The organism is Geobacillus genomosp. 3 (assembly GCF_000445995.2).
GTDB lineage: Bacteria > Bacillota > Bacilli > Bacillales > Anoxybacillaceae > Geobacillus.
The window spans coordinates 199,452-220,000 of the sequence record NC_022080.4 but is presented as its reverse complement, the minus strand read 5'-3'; the positions used below and the strand labels follow the sequence as shown (position 1 = coordinate 220,000).

Sequence of the window (20,549 nt, the reverse complement as noted above, 5' to 3'; positions counted from 1 at the left end):
CGCAATATTTTTTAAAGAGAAACAAAATCTATTTTATCATTTTCATTTGTCTCTGTCAATGTTTTTTTATTTGAGTAAAATGCGGTCGAGAGGACTTGAACCTCCACGGGGTTGCCCCCACTAGGCCCTCAACCTAGCGCGTCTGCCATTCCGCCACGACCGCGTATTTAATTGAGTGCGGGTGGAGGGACTTGAACCCCCACGCCGTGAGGCGCCAGATCCTAAGTCTGGTGCGTCTGCCAATTCCGCCACACCCGCGAAATGGTGAGCCATGGAGGACTCGAACCTCCGACCCTCTGATTAAAAGTCAGATGCTCTACCTGCTGAGCTAATGGCTCATATTTTCAATAACACTCTGAGTATCGCTTTGCTCTACCTGCCCCCTTCCTCTACAAGCTTATTCGAGGAAGTCAAGTGCGTCGGGGCAACTCGTAGCCTATTCGACGATGCATCGCTCGTTGCTGAGCGAATGGCTCATATTTTCAATAACACTCTGAGTATCGCTTTGCTCTACCTGCCCCTTCCTCTGCAAGCTTATTCGAGGAAGTCAAGTGCGTCGGGGCAACTCGTAGCCTATTCGACGATGCATCGCTCGTTGCTGAGCGAATGGCTCATATTTTCAATAACACTCTGAGTATCGCTTTGCTCTACCTGCCCCTTCCTCTGCAAGCTTATTCGAGGAAGTCAAGTGCGTCGGGGCAACTCGTAGCCTATTCGACGATGCATCGCTCGTTGCTGAGCGAATGGTTCATAAAACTCCCACCGGGCTGGTCGCCCGAGGTATGTATTAATAATAAAAATGGCTGGGCCAGCTGGATTCGAACCAGCGCATCACGGAGTCAAAGTCCGTTGCCTTACCGCTTGGCTATGGCCCAGCGATTGGTGTAATGGCGGTCCCGACGGGACTCGAACCCGCGATCTCCTGCGTGACAGGCAGGCATGTTAACCACTACACTACGGGACCGTTCTCGCGGGGAATCCCCGCGCTGTAAATGACCCGTACGGGATTCGAACCCGTGTTACCGCCGTGAAAGGGCGGTGTCTTAACCACTTGACCAACGGGCCACGCGACTATTGAAAGTGGCGGAGAAGGCGGGATTTGAACCCGCGCGCCGTTAAGTCACGACCTAACGGTTTAGCAAACCGTCCCCTTCAGCCACTTGGGTACTTCTCCATACGATGGCTCCGCAAGTAGGATTCGAACCTACGACCTACCGGTTAACAGCCGGTTGCTCTACCGCTGAGCTATTGCGGAATAATGCAACCAAATCTTTATCCACTGTTTCGCAATCGACATTGTTTATTATATTGAGCTGTTGATTCTTTGTCAACATGTTTTTTGCTGTTTGTTTCATCGCCGTTTGGCGACGGCTTTTATAATTTAGCATATTTCCACTTCAATTGTCAACCTCTTTTTTGCAAAAGGTGATGCTGATGTCTTTTCGAAGAGGAAGTCCGCATGTCCGTGCCGTGATACAAGAACTCCATAAAAAGCTTCGTTTCCTTCGCGAGAAACACGTCGAATGTTCTTAAAAGGGTTCGGCATAAGCAAGGAAGCGTTCAACAGAGCTGACCTGTTAGTTTAAGTCGGCCATGGCAACGTCCGCAGACGTAGCGGGCGATGTTCATGCGCTTTTTTCGGGTGTACGTCAGGCCGCAAGATGTGCAAATGTATGTATAGATCGTTTTCGGCCTGTCTGTTTTTTGGCCGAGCGGGCGGCAATAACGAGGCGCGTCTACTTTTTTTAACAGCTCGCGGAAGTCGCGGTCGCGGTGGCGATATCCCTTTCCTTCCAAATGCAGATGGTAATGGCATAGTTCATGTTTAATGATAGCCACGAGTTCTTCTTCGCCGTACGTGTCGTAATGTTTTTTGTTTAACTCAATGTTATGAGTTTGCAACACGTAGCGCCCGCCGACGGTGCGGAGCCGAGGGTTGAAGGTAGCGGTATGGCGGAACGGCTTGCCAAATGTGCTCATAGAAATTTGTTCAACGAGTGTTTGCAACCGTGTTTGATCCATGGCGGGCGTCCTCCTCCATCTTTTTGGCACGAGACAATGTATAGCTACATATATTATATACTACCTTTCCGTTGTTAGGGGGGTGACTGCTTTGCCTACATGGCTGAAAAATCAGATGAGACGAGCCTATTATGAGAAAAATCGCGATCAAATTAAACTGTTAAACCAATGTTGGTTTTTTTATCGGAGAAGACACTGTTCGTGAAATGTGTTTGGGGCTGTCCCACTGTTTATTGAACAGTATGGGACAGCCCTTCCGTCTTATTCCGGCGGAAGCATCGATAATGAAATTCTCCCTTTCGCTGCGTCTACACTTTCTACCCACACTTTGACGACGTCGCCGACGGAGACGACATCAAGTGGATGGCGGACGTATTGTTTGCTCAGTTTGGAAATATGTACAAGCCCGTCCTGTTTGACGCCGATGTCGACAAAGGCGCCAAAGTCGACGACGTTGCGCACCGTTCCTTCGAGCTCCATGCCCGGCTTTAGATCTTCCATCTTCAAGACGTCTTTTCGCAATATCGGTTTCGGCAGCTCATCGCGCGGGTCGCGCTCCGGACGGCGCAAGGCATCGATGATGTCATGGAGCGTCAGTTCGCCGATGCCGAATTCAGCCGCCGCTGCTTTCACGTCGATGGCTTGGAGCGCTTGGCGAAGCTCATCGCTGCCGATGGCGGCGGCTGTAAATCCTAATTGTTGCAACAACTGCTTCACTTCCGCGTAGCGCTCAGGGTGAATTGGCGTGCGGTCAAGCGGCTCGTCGCCGTCGACAATGCGCAAAAACCCGATGCATTGCTCGTATGTTTTCGCCCCAAGACGCGGGATCGCTTTCAGCTCCTCGCGGCTGCGGAATTTTCCTTGCTCTTCACGGCGTTTGACAATGTTTTCCGACACCGTTTTCGTCAGTCCCGAGACGTATTGGAGCAACGAAACGGAGGCGGTGTTGACGTTGACACCCACTTGGTTGACGACCGTCTCCACGACGAAACGGAGCGACTCAGCCAACTTTTTTTGTGAGACGTCATGCTGGTATTGGCCGACGCCAACCGATTTCGGGTCAATCTTAACCAGTTCGGCGAGCGGGTCTTGGACGCGGCGGGCGATGGAGACCGCGCTCCGCTCTTCAACTTGCAAATCGGGAAACTCGGCGCGCGCAAGGTCGGAGGCTGAGTAGACGCTCGCCCCGGCTTCGTTGACGATGAGATAAAAGATGTCGCGCTCGACTTGCTTGAGCGTGTCAGCAACAAACTGCTCCGTCTCCCGCGATGCTGTGCCGTTGCCGATGGCGATCATATCCACATGATAGTCGTCAAGCAAACGAAGAAGCTTTGCCCTCGCTTCATCCTTTTTCTCTTGCGGCGGGTGCGGGTAAATGACATCAATACGAAGCAGCTTCCCTGTTTCATCAACGACAGCGAGCTTGCATCCCGTCCGGTAGGCCGGATCGACGCCGAGCACCGTTTTTCCTTTCAATGGCGGCTGAAGAAGCAGTTTGCGTAAATTCTCGGCAAAAATATGGATCGCCCGCTCTTCCGCCTTTTCTGTCAGCTCGTTGCGGATGTCGCGCTCAATGGCGGGCTCCATCAGCCGTTTGTATCCGTCTTCCACCGCTTCGGCCACGAGCCAGGCTGCTGGCGATAACTCATTGGCGACTGTTTTTTGCTGCAAATAGCGGATGATTTCTTCGGCAGGCGCTTGGACTGAGACGCGCAGCACGTCCTCTTTTTCGCCGCGGTTTAGCGCCAGGACGCGATGGGGAACGATTTTCGCCACCGGTTCTTCGTAGTCGTAATACATCTCGTATACGTTTTTTTCGTCCTTCTCCGGCGCCTTCGCGGTGGACACGATCGTCCCTTTCCGCCACGTCTGTTCCCGCACCCATTGACGAAGAGCAGCATCGTCGGCCACCCGCTCGGCGATGATGTCTTTCGCCCCTTGCAGCGCCTCGTCTGCCGTTGCGACCCCTTTTTCTGCGTCAATGAACACCCGAGCCTTCTCTTCCGGAACCGGGGCGGCAGGGCAAGCGAGAAGCCAATCGGCAAGCGGCTCAAGCCCTTTTTCTTTCGCGATCGTCGCCTTCGTGCGCCGCTTTTGCCGGTATGGGCGGTACAAATCTTCGACTTGCTGCAGTTTCGTGGCGCTTATAATCGCCTTTTTTAGCTCTTCGGTCAATTTCCCTTGCTCATCGATCAGCCGAATGACCTCTTCTTTCCGCTGCTCTAAATGCTGCAAATACTCCCAGCGCTCAAGCACCGCACGAATTTGCACTTCATCAAGCGCCCCGGTCATCTCTTTCCGGTAGCGAGCGATAAACGGGATGGTGTTGCCTTCTTGATGAAGTGTAATGACATTCTCGACTTGTTTCACCGCCAACTGTTGTTCGGCGGCAATGATTGAAATGAGCCGCTGTTCGTTCGCCAAGCGTTTCCCTCCCTTGTGTACGGCATAAAAAAAGAGCTACCTGTCCGCAGCTGCTTTGTGCACCTATATAAAAGCGGAAGGACAGACCGTTATGGCAGCCGATCTGCCCATCTTTGCCATTGGCGCGAAAATTCCATCATAACGCCCGGCGTCGCACGCCAATGCCGCTTCTCCTATCCGCCCGTTTGCCCTTGGCAAACAAAACATCGCTCCTCCTACTGTTTAACTCGCTAAAGCAGGGGGCTTCATACCACGGTGAACGACTCACCACTTAGCGAACGCTTGAAGTGGGGGCTTCTCCGTTCCACGGTGAACGCAACCTTTCATCTCCCTGAGCGTGACTTCGGGTCGTTCCCACCCTAGTCATCCGATGATTCGGAGTTCTTTCGCACCTCGGATCTTTTCCGCATGAAAGGCTTTGCTTGGTTTTCGCATTGGGTTTTCTCCATGCAACCCCCTCATCTCCCGTTCACAACGAACATGATCGAGACGGATTGTATCATGCGTTTTGACTGAAGCCAGCCGACATTCCTCTCCCACCTGCTCACTGGGCTGTGCCCCTCACGTTCCTTGAGGCGGGAGACTTCTTTTGGAAATTCGTTAAAAGTCGATCAGTCCTAAGCTGATTTGCAGCGCTTCATCGACTTTGTCCATCATCTCATCATCCAGGTGGGTGATTTTGTCAGTCAGCCGCTGCTTATCAATCGTACGGATTTGTTCAAGCAAAATGACCGAGTCCCGCTCAAACCCGTAGCGCTTCGCATCGATCTCGACATGGGTCGGCAGCTTCGCCTTCTGGATTTGCGCCGTGATCGCCGCCACAATAACCGTTGGACTGAAGCGATTGCCGATATCGTTTTGGATCACCAACACGGGGCGCACGCCGCCCTGCTCTGAGCCAACGACCGGGGAAAGGTCCGCAAAATAAACGTCGCCACGTTTGACAATCAAAGCATTACCCCCCGCTAACTAAGCGTTCAACGGTGTGGTCGGCCTCATATTCAGCATGAAACGCTTCAGAAGCAATAGATAAATTGATTTTGGCCATTTCCATGTAGCCTCGTCTCATCGCCTCGCGAATTTGCCGTTTTTTCCGCTCACGAATATACATTTTCGTCGCCTGATAAATGAGTTCATTGCGATTGCCGTTCTCCTGCTTCACAAGCCCGTCCAGTTCCGTCAGCAGCGACTGCGGCAAACGAACGATGATTTCCGTTGTTGCGCCAGATTCCGACACGAATCATACACCTCCACGAACTGCAGCCATTCATTGCTTCCATTTCATGATACCATTAAACAACGGCGCTGCAAAGTCATTTCTCCATTTTCTATCCTTTGTCTTCTGAAGCAGATTATGCACCGCTTCACCCGTGACAAACAGCATTTCTCAATTCCATTATACGCTTATTTCGGAAAAAAATACGGGGCACGCGGTAACTGATCGTACAAGGCACTTCATAATTAATCGTTCCCAAATGGCGGGCGACGTCATCGATGGAAATGGTTTCATCTCCCTGATGGCCAATGAGTGTCACCTTTGTGCCGATTGGCAACGGTTCAGGCAGGCGGATCATGCATTGATCCATGCAAATGCGCCCGACAATCGGCACCTTTTGTCCGTTCACAAGCACATGAAAATGTTGCAGGCGGCGCAGCCATCCGTCCGCATAGCCGATCGGGATCGTGCCGATCCACTCTTCCGCTTTTGCGGTATATGTTGCTCCGTAACTCACCTTTTCACCCGGTTGCAGCTTTTTCACGTGTACGAGGCGGCTATGGAGCGAGAATGCCTCCTTTAGTTCGTATGGAAGCAGCGGCTTGATGTCTGTCGACGGGGCGAGCCCATACATGGAAATGCCAAAGCGAACCATATTGAATGCCCGATCGGGGAAGCGGAGCGCCGCCGCGCTGTTGGCACAGTGAACGAGCGGCGGCCGCGCTGGCAGCCATTCAAGCATATGCAAAAAGCGGCTGTATTGATAAGAAAGATAGTCTGTGTTCAATTCATCGGCCGTCGCAAAATGCGTGTATGCACCTTCAAGGATAAAGCGGGGGTGGCGATTAATCAGCGTCATAATGCGCTTTGTCTCCTCCCCGTCTTTTACCCCAAGCCTTCCCATTCCGGTATCCATTTTTAAATGGAGGTAAACCGGGTCCGGACCGGTGTAAACAGATGACGCCTGTTCTAACCAATCGGCACGAAACACAGTTAGCGCAATACGATGTCGAGCGGCTAGCGCCACATCCATCGGCCGGGACGCCCCGAGCACTAAAATGGGTGCATTGACACCTTTTTTCCTTAAAGCGAGCGCCTCGTCCAAAAAAGCGACGGCTAAGTAGGAAGCGCCGGCTTCTAGCGCCGTTTCCGCTACTTGGGCGTCACCATGTCCGTAGGCATTCGCCTTTACAACGGCCATAACCCGCGTGCCATCCGGCAAAAAGCGGCGCAAATTCGCGACGTTGTCGTGAATGGCATCCAAGTCAATTTCCGCCCATGTATCCCGGTGAAAATCGTCCATCCTCTCTCGCTGCCTTTCTAATCACGCAAGTTTGAAAGCGTTTGAATCCGTGTTTATCCTTTCTTAGTTTACCACGTCTTTGACGAAGAAGAAATAGTTGAACGTCAGAAAAGCGCCTGAACACAACGGAAAAGGCTGGTTGCCTTGTTCCCGCTCATGAGACAGCCTATGCCGGCTGTTAGCACGCTGTTTTTAGATGGTGACACCGACTTCTATTCGTCCGGGTCTTGCGCGTCGAAAAAATAAGGCGGCTTTCCGCTCTGAAAGCGAAAAGGCGCGCCTTTTTCACCAGTCGTACGGTTATTTTGTTGCTTTTTCTTGCACTGAGCTGGCGACCATCACCATTTCCTCCGGAGTGAGATCATCGGAAGCGAGCGTAAATTCCACTCCGTTGTACGACCATGTCAATGTTTGGTCCGTGAGGGCGCCAACCGTAAAGCCTAAATCAACCGGATCCCCGTTGACAAGCACTGGCATGCTCGTTGCCGGGAGCACTTCCGCTTTTTCTTGAACGAGCGTAAACGATTTCTTGCCGCCAAATGTCATAATGACTCTTGTGCCGTCTTCGCTTTTCACTTCTTTTTCCTCAAGCGCTTGGACGCCTTCCGGGAGCTGGCTCGGATACATGACTTCCATCACTTGTTCTTTCCCTTCCGCCATCGCTGGCACTTCGAGACGCGCCCCGGTCATGTTTTTCGACGTATCGAATGCATCATCATCGAATTTTTTGTTAAATTCAACGTTGGAAAATTCCACTGTCAACAGCGCCTTTCGGTCTGTATCCATCACTTTGACCGAGACAGGCGTCAAATCTTTTTTGCTCAATGTAATTTCCTGGGTCGGAACGACTTCGCTATTTGGATAGTTCGTTTTTGTCTCAAATACATAGTGATCCTTCGTCGCCTTAAACTTCGCCTTTGAGTCGCTTAAAATGTCTTTGACGAGCGATTCATACAAATACGCTTGGCTGCTGTTCTTCGGCCAGTCGCTGACAAACTTAAAGCTTTTGTTGAGGGCAGGTGTAAAGACGAATACTCCCTCATCGTTGCGCAAAATCATTTGACTTTGCCCTTTGTCGGCGTTTTTCAAGCTGACGCGGTAATACGACGGCTGCTTATGCCACACTTCCACATGGTACACTTGCGGCTCGGCGCCGGTGCGGAACGTCATTTTCGCCTCAGCTTGGTAACCTGTCATCTCATCCATCTTTTCATTGAGCGCCTTGAGCACTTCCTCCTGTGATTTCGCCCCGCACCCGGCTAAAGCAAACAAAAAGATGATGCCGACCAATGCCAAAAGCACCTTTCTGCCCATCTCTTCAACCCCTTTGCCTCATATATCGATTTCTGCACATGCACTACAATATATGAGACAACACCCGGGAATATGCAGACTAGCCGTGGCAAGCATCCGATGGCCCGTTCAGCCCGAAGCGCTCAATGATGACTTGGGCGACCGCATAATCCCGGCTATGGGAAATGGACAAATGAATGACTTCCCCGCTGCGGCGGGCGGCAATGCTCGGCTTTCCATACGCATCAGAAACAACCTCGATATCCTGAAACGAGATGTGCCGCCCAATCCCTGTCCCAAGTGCTTTGGCGTACGCTTCCTTCGCCGCAAACCGTCCGGCGAGAAATTCCACTTGCCGCGCGGGCGGCAACTCATCAAACCGCGCCTTTTCCCGCGGCGTTAAAATCCGGTCAGGGAATTTACCGCTGCGCTTAAGGAGCGAATGAACCCGCTGCAACTCTACAATATCAATGCCGATGCCAACGATCATCACTTTCCCCACCTAATCCGTGCTATAGAGTCCGATCGATTTTTTGCAATCTTTGCGCATAAGATGGCTTATAGAACATGGACATAGCCTCTAGCCACATCACCCTGCCTACGAAAGGATAAACGATTTTCGATAAAGAAGGGAGACAAAAGTATGTTTCACTATACTGGGGGCGTCCGCTCACTCATCCGTCTCTGCCCGGTCGTATCAACCTTGCTGTTGGCGCATATCGTTTTGTGGTTGTTGTTCGTCATCCCCCTCTCGGCACTTGAACCGATTTGGCAGCATGTCATCGGGACGAATGATGCCCTCCGCAACGGGGAGTATTGGCGGCTGATTAGTCCGCTCGTGCTGCACTACGATTTCAACCATATGGCGGCCAACAGCCTTTCGTTATGGCTGTTCGGCCCCTGGCTGGAACGCGCGCTCGGGAAAGGGAAATTTTTACTTCTTTATCTTGGGGGCGGTGTCGGCGCCAATATCGCTACCGTATTGCTTCTGCCGCCGATGTACAGCCATGTCGGGGCGTCAGGTGCCATTTTTGCCTTATTTGGCATGTACAGCTATCTCGCCCTTTTTCGCCGTGACCTCATCGCCCCCCGGCACGCCCAGTTGCTGTTGGCCGCTATGGCCATCAACCTGCTGCTCGGCTTGATGGAGCCGGACGGCAACCTCATCGCCCATCTGTTCGGCTTTGTCACCGGCGGGCTGCTCGCTCCGTTTTTGGCTGTCCGCCCCGGACCGCCGTCGTTTCATGTGGTTCGGCCATGAAAAAACGGCGCTTAATGCGCCGTAATCCGCCGTTTTTTCGTCCGGCCGCGCGCTGAGCTGTCCGGGCGGCCGCCTCGCTTTTTCTCCCGTTTGACCGCTAAAGGCGGCTCTTCCGTCAACTTCACCGGCGTCGTGTCCGGCTCGCGCGTCAACATTTTCAGGCAGGCCGCGACGATCGTTACCGAGTCATGCTCTTCAAGCAATTCCTCGGCGGCCCGCTTGTAAAATGATAAGTTTTCCGTTTCCGCGACATTGAGAAGCTTTTCAATGGCGACGCGCTGTTGGCCTTCAAGCGCCTCGTCGAGGGTTGGCGGCTTCATCCGCTCCATTTTCCGCTTCGTCGTCCGCTCAATATGATGGAGCTGACCGATTTCCCGCGGTGTCACAAACGTCATCGCCATCCCTGTCTTGCCGGCGCGCCCGGTGCGTCCGATCCGATGGACATAGCTTTCCGGGTCTTGCGGGATGTCAAAGTTATACACGTGCGTCACGCCGGAAATATCGAGCCCGCGCGCGGCAACGTCCGTTGCGACTAAAATTTCAATCGATCCTTCCTTAAATTTGCGCAACACCGACAGCCGCTTTGCCTGGCTCAAATCGCCATGGATGCCTTCCGCCGCATAGCCGCGCAAGTTGAGCGCCTCGGCAAGCTCATCGACGCGCCGCTTCGTGCGGCCAAACACGATCGCCAACTCCGGCGCCTGGATATCGAGAAGCCGTGTCAAAATGTCAAATTTCTTTTTCTCGTGCACTTCTAAGTAGTACTGTTGAATGTTCGGCACGGTCATTTCCTTCGCCTTCACTTTGACGAGCTCCGGCTCATTCATGAACCGCTCGGCAATGCGGCGGATCGGATCCGGCATCGTCGCAGAGAACAACAGCGTCTGCCGCTCGGTCGGCACATGGCGTAAAATCGCTTCAATGTCCTCAATAAAGCCCATATTCAACATTTCATCGGCCTCATCGAGCACGACGGTATGCACGTGCTCAAGGCGCAGCGTGCCGCGGTTGATATGGTCAAGGATGCGGCCCGGCGTGCCGACGATGACGTGCGGATGTTTTTTCAAGGCGCGAATTTGCCGCTCAATATCCTGTCCGCCGTAAATCGGCAGGACGCGCACCCGCTTGACCGCGCCGATTTTATACAGTTCTTCCGACACTTGAATGGCGAGCTCCCGCGTCGGTGCAACGACGAGCGCTTGAACGGCGCCGTTTTTGACGTCCACTTTTTCGACGATCGGGATGCCAAACGCTGCGGTTTTCCCGGTTCCGGTTTGCGCTTGGCCGATCACATCTTTATTTTGCAGGCTGAGCGGGATCGTTTTCGCTTGAATCGGGGTCGTTTCTTCAAACCCCATCCGCTCGACAGCTTTCATTACGTCTTGACTTAATCCTAGTTCTTGAAATGTCGTCAATGTTATCCAAACTCCTTATAAAAAATCGTCCCTAAATTCGTGAGAAAGGTTTGACAGTTATCATACCATGTTATGCCGTCATTTGCAATGATAGGCGGCGCACAAAAATTTTTCCGTCTCGGCAAACAGCGTGTGCCGGTCGACGCTATGACAGACGTGGTGATACGAATTCGGCAAAAGCAGCAGTTTTTTTTCGGGCGAACCGATCCGTTCATATAAATAATAGGCACTTTTAGGCGGCACAATCCCGTCTTTTTCCCCTTGGACGATGAGTACAGGTGCCTGAACATGCGGAAGACGGGGACGTACATAGCGGACGAGTTTGTGAAATTCCCTGACAGCTGAAAGCGGAGTCGCTATCATTTTGTTTCGGTAACGGAGAAACAGCGGGTGCTCCCGCGCTCCGCGCCAGCCGTTGGCAAACATCTCACGGATGTCACACCACAATTGGCGCGGATTGACGTAATAAAATGCTGCACTTAACAGCACGAGCCTGGCAACCGGATATTTTTCCGCCAACTTGACAGCGATCACCCCGCCCATCGAGAAACCGATCACATATACCGTATCACAACGCTGATAAAGCGCTTGGAACGCTTGCTCAGCCGCTTCGACCCATCGGTCATATGTAATCCCTTTGAGACTCAACTCGTCCCCGTGCCCAGGCAATGTGGGCGTTTCTACGACCCAATCGGTCCGCTCCCGCAAATAATCAGCCAGCGGCGCCACTTCTTCCGGGTTGCCGGTAAACCCGTGAATGCATAAACAGCCGATCATCATCTCCACCCCCGCCTGAGTGAAAAGCGGCGCCGATGACGCCGCTTTTAGTTTTTCCTCCACCCGACCGATTTTACACCCAATGACGGAGCAGTTCTTCCAATTTCATCCCGCGCGAGGCCTTCAACAACACGATATCGCCCGGAGAAGCGACGGAACGCACCGCTTCGGCCAATGCCGCCTTATCGTCGAACGCCCGCACCTGACCATCGGCAAAAAACGGTGCGGCGGCCGCTGCAATATGGTGCGCCAGCGGCCCATAAGCAAATACGTAATCCGCCATCTCCGGCCGCAGCATCGCCCCGATCTCTTCGTGAAACTCGGCTTCTTTTTCGCCAAGCTCAAGCATATCACCTAGCACCGCAATTTTTTTTCGATAGCCACCCAGTTCCCTAAGCAGCGTTAACGCCGCCCGCATTGAAGTTGGACTCGCATTGTAAGCATCGTTAATCACCGTGAAGCCATACTTTGTTTTAACGACTTCGGTGCGCATGCGCGTCACTTGCAGACGGGACAAGGCCGCATCAATGCCGTCCCAGCCGATGCCAAAAAAGCGAGCTACCGCAATGGCCGCGAGCGCGTTGTATACATGATGTTTTCCCAACACCGGCATAAAGAGCGTCCGATCCGGAAGCGCGTTAATGGCAAATGACGTCCCCCCCGCTTCAATGCGCACATCGGTCGGGTAGTAGTCGTTTCTCTCCTCTGCTCCAAATGTCGCGACATGGCGGGGAAGAGACAAGTTCGGCACCCGCTCAGCCAACAGCGGTTCGTCGCCGTGGTAGACGAACAAACCATCGCGGTGCACCCCCGCCAAAATTTCCAGTTTGGCCTTGGCGATGCCTTCCCGTGAGCCAAGTTCCTGCAAGTGCGATTCACCGATATTTGTGATCACGGCCGCATCCGGTTTGGCAATCGAGGTGAGCCGCTCAATTTCGCCAAATCCGCTCATCCCCATTTCCACGACAGCAATGTCCGTTTCCTCATCGAGCGCGAGGAGCGTGAGCGGTACGCCGATATGGTTGTTTAAGTTCCCTTCTGTTTTTTGCACGCGATATTGGACTGCAAGAAGAGCAGCGATCATATCTTTCGTCGTCGTTTTGCCGTTGCTGCCGGTCACGCCGACGACTTTCAACCCGAGCTGTTGGCGGTAGCGGGCGGCGAGACGCTGCAGCGCCGAAAGCGTATCATCGACGACAATCGCCGGGACACTCTCCGGCGGCGTCCCTTCCGTTTCGGACCATAGCACTGCCGCCGCTCCTTTTTGCACCGCCTCGTTCACAAAGGCGTGGCCGTTAAACTTCGCTCCAATGAGTGGAACGTACAAGTTGCCAGCTTGGATCGTTCTCGTGTCCGTCGATACGCCGCTGACGGCGATCATCTCCCACTTCGGCTTCGCGCAACGGCCGCCTGACATCTCGGCAATTTGCCGCACCGTCCGTTTCATCATCCGCTCTCACCCTCTTTATTTTTCAAATGTGTACGTAATCGTCTGCTTTTCTTGATGCCGTTCTAGAGCCAGCGCAATGAGGCGCTCGATCAGTTCCGGATACGGCACGCCGCTGTGCTGCCAAAGAAGCGGGAACATGCTGTATGGCGTAAATCCTGGCATCGTATTGATTTCGTTAATATAAACCGTGCCATCTTCGGCGAGGAAAAAGTCGGCACGCACGAGCCCGGACAAGTCGAGCGCTTTAAACGCGGCAATGGCCATTTCCTTGATCGTCTCATACTGCTCTGGCGTCACTTTGGCAGGAATAATTAATTCCGTTTGCCCGTCTTCATATTTCGCCTCATAGTCGTAAAATTCCTTTTTTGGCACAATTTCTCCGACGACCGAACAAATCGGTTCATCATTGCCGATAACGCCGATCTCGATCTCCCGGCCGACGATCGCTTCTTCAATGATGATTTTCCGGTCATACTTAAACGCCTGAGCAAACGCTTGGTGCAAATCGCCGCGCTGTTTACATTTCGAAATGCCGACGCTCGATCCGGCATTGGCCGGTTTGACAAAGCACGGGTAGCCAAGCTCTTGTTCGATCCGGTCGTAGACGGCTTCCCCGCCTTTTTGCCAGTCATATTTGGTCACCGCTACATATTTCGCCTGGCGCAGCCCGGCTTGGGCAAACAAGTTTTTCATCATCACCTTATCCATGCCGACGGCCGAGGCAAGCACGCCGTTGCCCACGTACGGGAGGTTTAACATTTCGAGCAGGCCTTGTACAGTTCCGTCTTCGCCGTTTGGCCCATGCAAAAGCGGGAAGATGACGTCGATCGTTTCCTCGCTGTCCGCAGGCGACGATTCCGACGCCGGCACCTGGTTTAAAGATACCGGGATCATAGCCGTCGCTGTCGACGTGAACTGCAGCTGTTTCACTTCTTCGACCGGTCCAGTCAATCGTTTTCCTCTGATCCACTGTCCTTCAGGGGTAATATAAATCGGAATCACATCAAATTTATGAGGATCAATGGCGTTCATCACTGCCATCGCCGTTGACAACGACACTTGATGTTCCGGCGATTTCCCGCCGTACAACACTCCGACTCTCGTTCTCATCCTTGTTCCTCCTCTTTCCTTGGCCATCGTTCCTATTGTATCACGTTTCGCACCCAACGGCCTGATATTTTATATGTACGGTGCAGCTTGTTTCGCCACCCCTCTGGTGCATCCGCCCAACACAAAAAATGCCATCTAACGTCCGTTAGATGGCCTACGCTACGGGTGAAGCACACGCCAAACCAACCGCCGCGGCATCGCTGTCACCATTTCAGCGAGCGCCTCTTGTCCCGTTTTCTCCACCCCGGCGAAATAGTCAGACACGCGGCGAAAAAACCGGTTTTTCTCGACGTCATCATTGAGCAAGCGGAACATGTTCTGCTCGCCGCCATTCGGTTCAGCTAAATCGTAAATCAAACCGTTCCGCTGCAAATATTGCAAATTGATGCGCTCCTGACCCGGCAGACAATCGATCGTAAACATCGGAATGCGCTTATGGAGCAGTTCACTCACCGTCACCCCGCCCGGCTTTGTCACCACCGCGTCCACCTCATCGTACAGCCGGTTCATTTCTTGCGGATCGGCAATGTACGGGAGCGGACGGATGTGGGGGAGCTTCCAGCTGGCAATTTCGTCGTACAACTCGCGATTGGCGCCGCATAGCACCGAATAACGAAACAGCGTCGATGCCCGGGCCGCCCGCAAAAAAGCCATCATATTGCCAAGCCCCTGGTTTCCGCCGGCGACAAGTATATGAATCGGCCGCCTCTTTCGCCGCGTCTCCACCGTGTTCATAAACACATCATGAACCGGGATGCCTGTGACCACGATGCGCCCCTCGTCAACCCCGTACTTTGTGACCAGCTCCCATTTCGCCTCTGGATGGGGGACGAAGTGATAATCGATAAACCGTTTTCCCCAGACGCTGTTCATGAAAAAATCGGTATAGACGTTCACCACAGGAACAAACAGCGCCTGTTTCCGCTTGAGTTGCTGCAAAATGCGCGATGGAAACGAGTGGGTGCAAACGATCAGATCCGGCCGTTCCTGCTCGAGCATTTTTTTCATTTTGCTTTCGAAATATGGCAGCCACGGCTCAAATGAAACAAACTCGAACCGCGGTGGCTCTTGATACATAAACGTTTTGTACACGCGATGATAGGAAGTGGGATGTGAGCGAATCCAGCGCAAGTAGGCTTCTGACACCATTTTTTCCATCAACTCATTGCAATAGCTTAAAAAATCGATTTTTTTGCTTTCGACCGCCGGAAACTGGCGGCGCAAAAAATCGATCAGCGTATCCGCGACTTTATGGTGTCCCGTGTTCATTTGAAACAACGGCAAGAACAACACTTTCATCATCGATCGCACCCTTTAGCCTTCGAAAGATTTTTTGCGCCTCCGCTGCCCAATCCACGCCACAAGCAAAAACAGCAAAAACAACGCCAATCCGACAAGCGGAAAAGAAACGAGGGGAATATGAACATGGCGACCGAGCAGCAACCCAATGAACATCAACGGAGCGACCCATCCGGCCGTTCCGAACGCCGCAAGCAGCAAAAACGACCGAAATGGAAACCGGCTCACTCCTGCCATATACGGGCAGATTTGCCGGACACCTGGCGCATAACAGCCGAACAAAATGCCCCATTTCCCATAGTGGCGGAACCAAAGCTGGGCCCGCCCCCACCGTTCGTCCGTAATTCCGACGTATTTGCCGTACTTTTTCATAAACGGCGCGCCCCACCATCGTCCGACGCCATACGCCGCCACCATGCCGACCATCGCTCCTCCCCAACATGACGCGAGCGACGGCCAAAGCAAAAGCTGCTCTTTGGCGACGATCAAACCGACGAAAAAAAGCAAACTTTCCTCCGGCGCCGGGATGCCGACAATGCCGCAAAATAAAAACAAAAACAGCATCACATATCCGTACGACTGAACGTACGGCAACCATACACTCGTTTCCATGGCTCCCCCATCACATCGACGAGATTCGTTTGTTAGTTTGCGCGTTTCTCATTTCTGTAATCGTCACCCAGCGCATCTTTTTCGCCGCTTCATCTTTCAGCAACAGCTCAAGCGCTGACAACATTTGCTCCGGCGCGCGCCGGTCAGCGCCTAATGCATCGCCGTTGTCGTGAAGAACAATGACCGCTCCGCCGCGCACTGCTTCTTTTAACCGGCGGAACAACTCCATTGCCCCCAGTTTGGCGTTCCAGTCGCCAACAATATGCGTCCATAACACGGTCGTATACCGTTTTTGCACAATGGGCGTCCATGCGTTAAAATGTCCCCACGGCGGGCGGTAATAAACCGGTCGTTGGCCTGTCGCCCGCTCAATCGCCGCAGCGGCGCGGCGCACCCCCCAATCGAGCCAAAGCGGCGGCAAAAGCCAGTTGCTCATATGGCGGTAATTGTGAATGCCGATTTCATGGCCTTCCTCCACCATGCGCCGCACAATATCCGGGTAACGCTCCGCTTTGCGGCCGACGACGAAAAACGTCGCCTTGACGCCATATTTCTTTAATAAATCTAACAGCTTTGGCGTATAATACGGGTCAGGGCCGTCATCAAACGTCAAAGCAAGACAATCCGGGGCTGTTCCTTCCCGAAACAACAGCACCCGCTTTTTGCGAATGACGATCGTCGGCACAACCCCGTAAACGACGATTCCAATAAGCAGACAACCAACAAGCCATGCCAACATCGTCTTTCACCTCTCGATAGTACTTTATCAACATTTCCTTCCTTTGAAAATAGGAAGCTAGCCTTTTATTTAAATAAATACACTGCTAGACTTATAAGCATATAGAAGCAGAACAAAAAAACAACGGGAAAATAATGCTAGCCCTATAGGATCGGGTTTGTACAAGTTTTCTTCACTTCGTACGAAATACAAGGCTGCCCGGTTTCCTCCCTAAATGATATGGCATCTGCTATAATACATATCGGTATACGACACCGAACGTGCGAAGAGCGATCGGTTCTCCAGTGTGTCCGCTCATCGGATGGAGCGAAACAACGGTATTCCATGTTTCCATAATTGCAAAAAAGACAGGTGATTTGCATTGCGAAAGAAAATCGTCTTAACCGGCGGTGGCACAGCCGGCCATGTGATGGTCAACGTCGCCTTGATTCCGAAACTAAAAGAACAAGGCTGGGACATCGTCTACATCGGCTCTCACGAGGGAATTGAGCGGGAGATCATCGGCCGCATCGACGGCGTGCCGTACTATTCGGTTTCGACCGGAAAACTGCGCCGTTATTTTGACTGGAAAAACTTCAAAGATCCGTTTAACGTACTAAGGGGGGGTTTTCAGGCGTACCACCTCATCCGAAAAGAAAAGCCGGACGTCGTTTTCTCCAAAGGCGGATTCGTCTCGGTTCCCGTCATTCTCGGCGCCTGGCTGAACGGTGTGCCGTCGGTCATTCATGAATCCGACTTGACGCCCGGCCTTGCAAACAAAATCGCCATGCCATTTGCGACGAAAATTTGCCTCACCTTTCCGGAAACGAAGCAACACGTCAGCGCCGATAAAGCGGTCTACGTCGGCGCTATCGTCCGCGAGGAACTGAAGCACGGCAGCGCTGCCCAAGGACGACAGATGTGCCAGTTCGACGGAAAAAAACCGGTGTTGCTTGCGATGGGCGGCAGCTTAGGCTCGAAAAAAATCAACGACGCCTTGCGCGCCAACTTATCGACACTGCTTGCCGAATTTGACATCATTCACATTTGCGGCAAAGGGAACATCGACCAAAGCCTTGTGCACCAAAAAGGATACAAACAGTTCGAATACGTCAACGAAGAGCTGCCGCACTTGTTGGCTCTGGCCGATATCGTCGTCTCCCGCGCCGGGGCGAACGCCATTTTCGAACTGCTCGCCTTGCGCAAGCCGATGCTGCTCATCCCGCTTTCGAAAGCGGCAAGCCGCGGCGACCAAATCCTAAACGCGCGCTCGTTTGAAAATGCGGGCTATGCCGAAGTGTTGATGGAGGAAGACTTGACAAACGAATCGCTCCATACTGCCATTCGCCGCCTATACGAAAACAAAGACCGCTATCAAAAAAACATGGAGAAAACCAACACAAGCGACCCGCTGCAAACATTGCTTGCGGTCATTCACGATACCGCAGCACGATAAACAAACAGGCTATGCCCCATACATAGTTGGGGGGCATAGCCTCGTTGTTTGCGCTCGTTTAGAAATGTTTTCTGCAAATATGAATGAAAAAACTCTCTCCTTTGTCCCCCTTTCTTTTTCACCCATTTCAACGTAATTTCCGTTCAATCAAAACCGCCCGATGGAGTGGATCCACCAGGCGGCATGATTAGAAGTATAAGAAGTAAATGACAACGGCCAGCACGATCCGATACACGGCAAACGGCACGAGACGGATGCGGTTGATAAGCTGCAGGAAAAAGCGGATCGCCAGCAAAGCAAAGACGAAGGCGCTCAAAAATCCGACGATGAAAAACGGGATGTCGGCGGCCGTAACGTACTGCCAGTTTTTCAACAGCGACAGCCCGCTCGCCCCGGCCATGATCGGGACAGCCATAATGAACGTGAAATCGGCCGCAGCGCGATGGCTCATGCCGACGAGCACCCCACCGGCGATCGTTGAACCGGAGCGGGAAAAGCCCGGCCATAACGATAAACATTGCACCAACCCGACGAGAAACGCCTGTTTGTATGTAATGTGGTCGACCGTCTGCGCCCGCGCAACCCTTTTCGCGAATTTGTCAGCGGCGATCATGAGCAGCGCGCCGAGCACAAGGCCGATCAGCACTGTTTTGGTCGAGAACAAATGTTCATCGATGTAGTCTTCAAACAACACGCCGAGCACCCCGGCCGGAAGTAGGCCAATGATGACGTGAATGAGCGTCAGCCGCGGTTTCCCGCCCGGATGGCGGCCGCGGAAACCAAGCAAATCGAGAAATCGGTCTTTAAACACCACAACGGCGGCCAAAATCGAGCCGAGCTGGATGACAACTTTAAATGTATTCGCCGCGTACTTGCCTAAAAACTCAGTCGATCTCAGCCAAAGATCGTCCACAATGATCATATGCCCGGTCGAAGACACAGGGGCGAACTCGGTCAGCCCCTCGACCATCCCTAACATAACCGCCTTCAACAGCTCGATCCAGTGCATTCGTTCCATCCTTTCTGCGCGGGGTCGTCCTTTTTATACATATGGGCCGGGCGGGCGAAATAACACCCCGCTTCGGCCGCGCCTGCTCTATTGTACTACAAATCATTCGTTTCTACTACCCGCGCTTTTTTGGATGGGCGTTATACCGGGAAGAGCGCCAAGTCATCAGTCAACGGGCGGAAATGGGCCCGCCCCCAGCTCCCCGCGCCGTTCTAGGTAATGGTATAAAGCGCCGAGCAAGTTCGCATCGTTTTTGAAGCGGCACGCCTCCACAACGGGGCGGACTTTCGCGATCGAAACAACCGACAGCAGCGCGGAAAGCCGCTTGTTGATTTCACCGACGAAATCGGGACGGCTGCTAATGCCCCCGCCGACAATGATTTTTTCCGGATCGTACGCATACTGCAAATTAAAAATGCCTTGCGCCAAGGCGAAGTAAAATCGGTCGATCGCCTTTTGCGCGGCTTCATCGCCGCCCTCTGCCAACGCAAATACTTTTTCTCCGTCCAATTCACTTTCTTGCATCCCTTTTTCCTCGGCCACCATCCGGATCAGCGCACTCGTCGCCGCCAGCTCACTCCATGTTTTGCATTCAACGGTTCCGTTTGCATAACGGACATCCATCAACATATAGCCAAACTCTCCGCCGTGCAAGTGCGCTCCTTTATGAATGCGTCCGTCTTTCACGATCGCTCCGCCGATGCCGGTGCCGACGATGACAAAGACGATGTCACGGCACCCCCGGCCCGCCCCCTTCCATAATTCGCCAAGCGCCGCGCAGTTCGCATCATTTTCCAGCTCCACCGGCAGCCCCGTCTCCCCGCCGAATACGGCTTTAAAGTTGGGGCCGTGAATGCACGGCAAGGCACTGCTTCCGCCGATGATGCCGATGTCGCTGTCAACGCTGCCTGCCGAACTGATCGCAATGCCGGAAAGTTTGTAATTCGCCTGCGCTTGGCGGACGACGCGAAGCAAGTCGTCGCGAAATCGTTGAAAGTCATGACGCTCTGAACGATAGCGCCCCTTTTCCAAAAAATCGCCGTGCTCGTTTATGACGGCATGTTTCACATACGTGCCCCCAATGTCGAAAACGATATAGCAACGCATCGATGGCGCCTCCTCCATTCTTTTCACTGTTCCCGTGCTTTATGTATTCGTTATCCAATCATCCGCTCCTCCCTGCC

The 20,549-nt window shown here is 53.0% G+C and carries 19 protein-coding genes and 9 tRNA genes (1 of these 28 only partly in view); 3 read left to right on the top strand and 25 right to left on the bottom strand.

The genetic code is table 11. The features are described from left to right. The 10 genes from M493_RS01250 to M493_RS01200 form a co-directional block, all read right to left on the bottom strand. A tRNA-Arg gene (locus M493_RS01250) sits at positions 1 to 3 on the bottom strand; it reaches 74 nt to the left of the window's first position. Positions 4 to 80: 77 nt separating this feature from the next. Next, positions 81 to 163 (bottom strand) — tRNA-Leu (locus M493_RS01245). 13 nt (positions 164 to 176) lie between these two features. Continuing rightward, positions 177 to 258 (bottom strand) — tRNA-Leu (locus M493_RS01240). Positions 259 to 262: 4 nt separating this feature from the next. Continuing rightward, positions 263 to 338: transfer RNA gene (locus M493_RS01235), tRNA-Lys, on the bottom strand. A 462-nt stretch (positions 339 to 800) separates the two neighbouring features. Then, positions 801 to 875 (bottom strand) — tRNA-Gln (locus M493_RS01225). A gap of 13 nt (positions 876 to 888) precedes the next feature. Beyond that, positions 889 to 964: transfer RNA gene (locus tag M493_RS01220), tRNA-Asp, on the bottom strand. Positions 965 to 993: 29 nt separating this feature from the next. Next, a tRNA-Glu gene (locus M493_RS01215) sits at positions 994 to 1,065 on the bottom strand. A gap of 16 nt (positions 1,066 to 1,081) precedes the next feature. Then, positions 1,082 to 1,174 (bottom strand) — tRNA-Ser (locus M493_RS01210). 6 nt (positions 1,175 to 1,180) lie between these two features. Continuing rightward, positions 1,181 to 1,255, bottom strand: a tRNA-Asn gene (locus M493_RS01205). Positions 1,256 to 1,560: 305 nt separating this feature from the next. Further along, a complete protein-coding gene (locus M493_RS01200; RefSeq protein WP_020958456.1) occupies positions 1,561 to 2,022 on the bottom strand; it encodes a SprT family protein in 462 nt (153 codons plus the stop codon). A 91-nt stretch (positions 2,023 to 2,113) separates the two neighbouring features. Between M493_RS01200 and cmpA the strand changes: the two genes are divergently transcribed. After that, positions 2,114 to 2,227 (top strand): cortex morphogenetic protein CmpA, encoded by a 114-nt coding sequence (gene cmpA, locus M493_RS18095; protein WP_128754812.1) that lies wholly within the window; start codon positions 2,114 to 2,116, stop codon positions 2,225 to 2,227. 56 nt (positions 2,228 to 2,283) lie between these two features. Here cmpA and M493_RS01195 read toward each other — a convergent pair whose 3' ends face one another. The 6 genes from M493_RS01195 to acpS form a co-directional block, all read right to left on the bottom strand. Continuing rightward, complete coding sequence (locus M493_RS01195; RefSeq protein WP_020958455.1) at positions 2,284 to 4,446, bottom strand: Tex family protein; 2,163 nt, start codon at positions 4,444 to 4,446, stop codon at positions 2,284 to 2,286. A 600-nt stretch (positions 4,447 to 5,046) separates the two neighbouring features. Beyond that, positions 5,047 to 5,397, bottom strand: coding sequence for a type II toxin-antitoxin system endoribonuclease NdoA (gene ndoA, locus M493_RS01190; RefSeq protein WP_003253417.1), 351 nt, complete (start codon positions 5,395 to 5,397; stop codon positions 5,047 to 5,049). 4 nt (positions 5,398 to 5,401) lie between these two features. Next, on the bottom strand, positions 5,402 to 5,683 hold the full coding sequence (locus M493_RS01185; protein WP_020958454.1) for a CopG family ribbon-helix-helix protein: 282 nt from the start codon (positions 5,681 to 5,683) through the stop codon (positions 5,402 to 5,404). 127 nt (positions 5,684 to 5,810) lie between these two features. Continuing rightward, entirely contained in the window at positions 5,811 to 6,965 is a 1,155-nt protein-coding gene (gene alr, locus M493_RS01180) for an alanine racemase (protein WP_020958452.1), read from the bottom strand. Positions 6,966 to 7,265: 300 nt separating this feature from the next. Continuing rightward, positions 7,266 to 8,279, bottom strand: coding sequence for a LolA family protein (locus M493_RS01175; RefSeq protein ID WP_020958451.1), 1,014 nt, complete (start codon positions 8,277 to 8,279; stop codon positions 7,266 to 7,268). 79 nt (positions 8,280 to 8,358) lie between these two features. Further along, on the bottom strand, positions 8,359 to 8,748 hold the full coding sequence (acpS, locus tag M493_RS01170; RefSeq protein WP_020958450.1) for a holo-ACP synthase: 390 nt from the start codon (positions 8,746 to 8,748) through the stop codon (positions 8,359 to 8,361). Positions 8,749 to 8,901: 153 nt separating this feature from the next. Here acpS and M493_RS01165 point away from each other — a divergent pair, with 153 nt between their 5' ends. Then, complete coding sequence (locus M493_RS01165) at positions 8,902 to 9,519, top strand: rhomboid family intramembrane serine protease (protein WP_020958449.1); 618 nt, start codon at positions 8,902 to 8,904, stop codon at positions 9,517 to 9,519. 11 nt (positions 9,520 to 9,530) lie between these two features. On the opposite strand, the gene M493_RS01160 is transcribed toward M493_RS01165, so the two are convergent. The 7 genes from M493_RS01160 to M493_RS01130 all read right to left on the bottom strand — a co-directional run bounded on the left by M493_RS01160 (position 9,531) and on the right by M493_RS01130 (position 16,921). Continuing rightward, on the bottom strand, positions 9,531 to 10,895 hold the full coding sequence (locus M493_RS01160; protein WP_420480331.1) for a DEAD/DEAH box helicase: 1,365 nt from the start codon (positions 10,893 to 10,895) through the stop codon (positions 9,531 to 9,533). Positions 10,896 to 11,012: 117 nt separating this feature from the next. Continuing rightward, a complete protein-coding gene (locus M493_RS01155) occupies positions 11,013 to 11,711 on the bottom strand; it encodes an alpha/beta hydrolase (RefSeq protein ID WP_041267820.1) in 699 nt (232 codons plus the stop codon). Positions 11,712 to 11,784: 73 nt separating this feature from the next. Further along, positions 11,785 to 13,161, bottom strand: a complete 1,377-nt coding sequence (locus tag M493_RS01150) for a UDP-N-acetylmuramoyl-tripeptide--D-alanyl-D-alanine ligase (RefSeq protein WP_020958446.1) — start codon at positions 13,159 to 13,161, stop codon at positions 11,785 to 11,787. Between the two features lie 15 nt (positions 13,162 to 13,176). Beyond that, positions 13,177 to 14,271 carry a D-alanine--D-alanine ligase gene (locus M493_RS01145; protein ID WP_020958445.1) on the bottom strand — a complete coding sequence of 365 codons (1,095 nt, stop codon included), beginning with the start codon at positions 14,269 to 14,271 and terminating at the stop codon, positions 13,177 to 13,179. 159 nt (positions 14,272 to 14,430) lie between these two features. After that, positions 14,431 to 15,573 carry an MGDG synthase family glycosyltransferase gene (locus tag M493_RS01140; protein ID WP_020958444.1) on the bottom strand — a complete coding sequence of 381 codons (1,143 nt, stop codon included), beginning with the start codon at positions 15,571 to 15,573 and terminating at the stop codon, positions 14,431 to 14,433. Between the two features lie 12 nt (positions 15,574 to 15,585). After that, positions 15,586 to 16,182 carry a DedA family protein gene (locus M493_RS01135; RefSeq protein WP_020958443.1) on the bottom strand — a complete coding sequence of 199 codons (597 nt, stop codon included), beginning with the start codon at positions 16,180 to 16,182 and terminating at the stop codon, positions 15,586 to 15,588. Between the two features lie 10 nt (positions 16,183 to 16,192). After that, positions 16,193 to 16,921, bottom strand: coding sequence for a polysaccharide deacetylase family protein (locus M493_RS01130; protein ID WP_020958442.1), 729 nt, complete (start codon positions 16,919 to 16,921; stop codon positions 16,193 to 16,195). A gap of 361 nt (positions 16,922 to 17,282) precedes the next feature. On the opposite strand from M493_RS01130, the gene M493_RS01125 reads away from it, so the two are divergent. Further along, positions 17,283 to 18,356 (top strand): undecaprenyldiphospho-muramoylpentapeptide beta-N-acetylglucosaminyltransferase, encoded by a 1,074-nt coding sequence (locus M493_RS01125; protein ID WP_020958441.1) that lies wholly within the window; start codon positions 17,283 to 17,285, stop codon positions 18,354 to 18,356. 187 nt (positions 18,357 to 18,543) lie between these two features. Here M493_RS01125 and M493_RS01120 read toward each other — a convergent pair whose 3' ends face one another. Further along, positions 18,544 to 19,365, bottom strand: a complete 822-nt coding sequence (locus tag M493_RS01120; RefSeq protein WP_020958440.1) for an undecaprenyl-diphosphate phosphatase — start codon at positions 19,363 to 19,365, stop codon at positions 18,544 to 18,546. Between the two features lie 165 nt (positions 19,366 to 19,530). Further along, on the bottom strand, positions 19,531 to 20,472 hold the full coding sequence (locus M493_RS01115; RefSeq protein ID WP_020958439.1) for an ROK family protein: 942 nt from the start codon (positions 20,470 to 20,472) through the stop codon (positions 19,531 to 19,533). Positions 20,473 to 20,549: the final 77 nt, after the last annotated feature.

Bases quoted from the DNA above. Each gene is read 5' to 3' on its own strand.
- M493_RS01200 (WP_020958456.1), bottom strand. From the start codon at position 2,022: ATGGATCAAACACGGTTGCAAACACTCGTTGAACAAATTTCTATGAGC.
- alr (WP_020958452.1), bottom strand. From the start codon at position 6,965: ATGGACGATTTTCACCGGGATACATGGGCGGAAATTGACTTGGATGCC.
- M493_RS01175 (WP_020958451.1), bottom strand. From the start codon at position 8,279: ATGGGCAGAAAGGTGCTTTTGGCATTGGTCGGCATCATCTTTTTGTTT.
- acpS (WP_020958450.1), bottom strand. From the start codon at position 8,748: ATGATCGTTGGCATCGGCATTGATATTGTAGAGTTGCAGCGGGTTCAT.
- M493_RS01165 (WP_020958449.1), top strand. From the start codon at position 8,902: ATGTTTCACTATACTGGGGGCGTCCGCTCACTCATCCGTCTCTGCCCG.
- M493_RS01160 (WP_420480331.1), bottom strand. From the start codon at position 10,895: ATGAAAGCTGTCGAGCGGATGGGGTTTGAAGAAACGACCCCGATTCAA.
- M493_RS01155 (WP_041267820.1), bottom strand. From the start codon at position 11,711: ATGATCGGCTGTTTATGCATTCACGGGTTTACCGGCAACCCGGAAGAA.
- M493_RS01150 (WP_020958446.1), bottom strand. From the start codon at position 13,161: ATGATGAAACGGACGGTGCGGCAAATTGCCGAGATGTCAGGCGGCCGT.
- M493_RS01145 (WP_020958445.1), bottom strand. From the start codon at position 14,271: ATGAGAACGAGAGTCGGAGTGTTGTACGGCGGGAAATCGCCGGAACAT.
- M493_RS01140 (WP_020958444.1), bottom strand. From the start codon at position 15,573: ATGATGAAAGTGTTGTTCTTGCCGTTGTTTCAAATGAACACGGGACAC.
- M493_RS01135 (WP_020958443.1), bottom strand. From the start codon at position 16,182: ATGGAAACGAGTGTATGGTTGCCGTACGTTCAGTCGTACGGATATGTG.
- M493_RS01130 (WP_020958442.1), bottom strand. From the start codon at position 16,921: ATGTTGGCATGGCTTGTTGGTTGTCTGCTTATTGGAATCGTCGTTTAC.
- M493_RS01120 (WP_020958440.1), bottom strand. From the start codon at position 19,365: ATGCACTGGATCGAGCTGTTGAAGGCGGTTATGTTAGGGATGGTCGAG.
- M493_RS01115 (WP_020958439.1), bottom strand. From the start codon at position 20,472: ATGCGTTGCTATATCGTTTTCGACATTGGGGGCACGTATGTGAAACAT.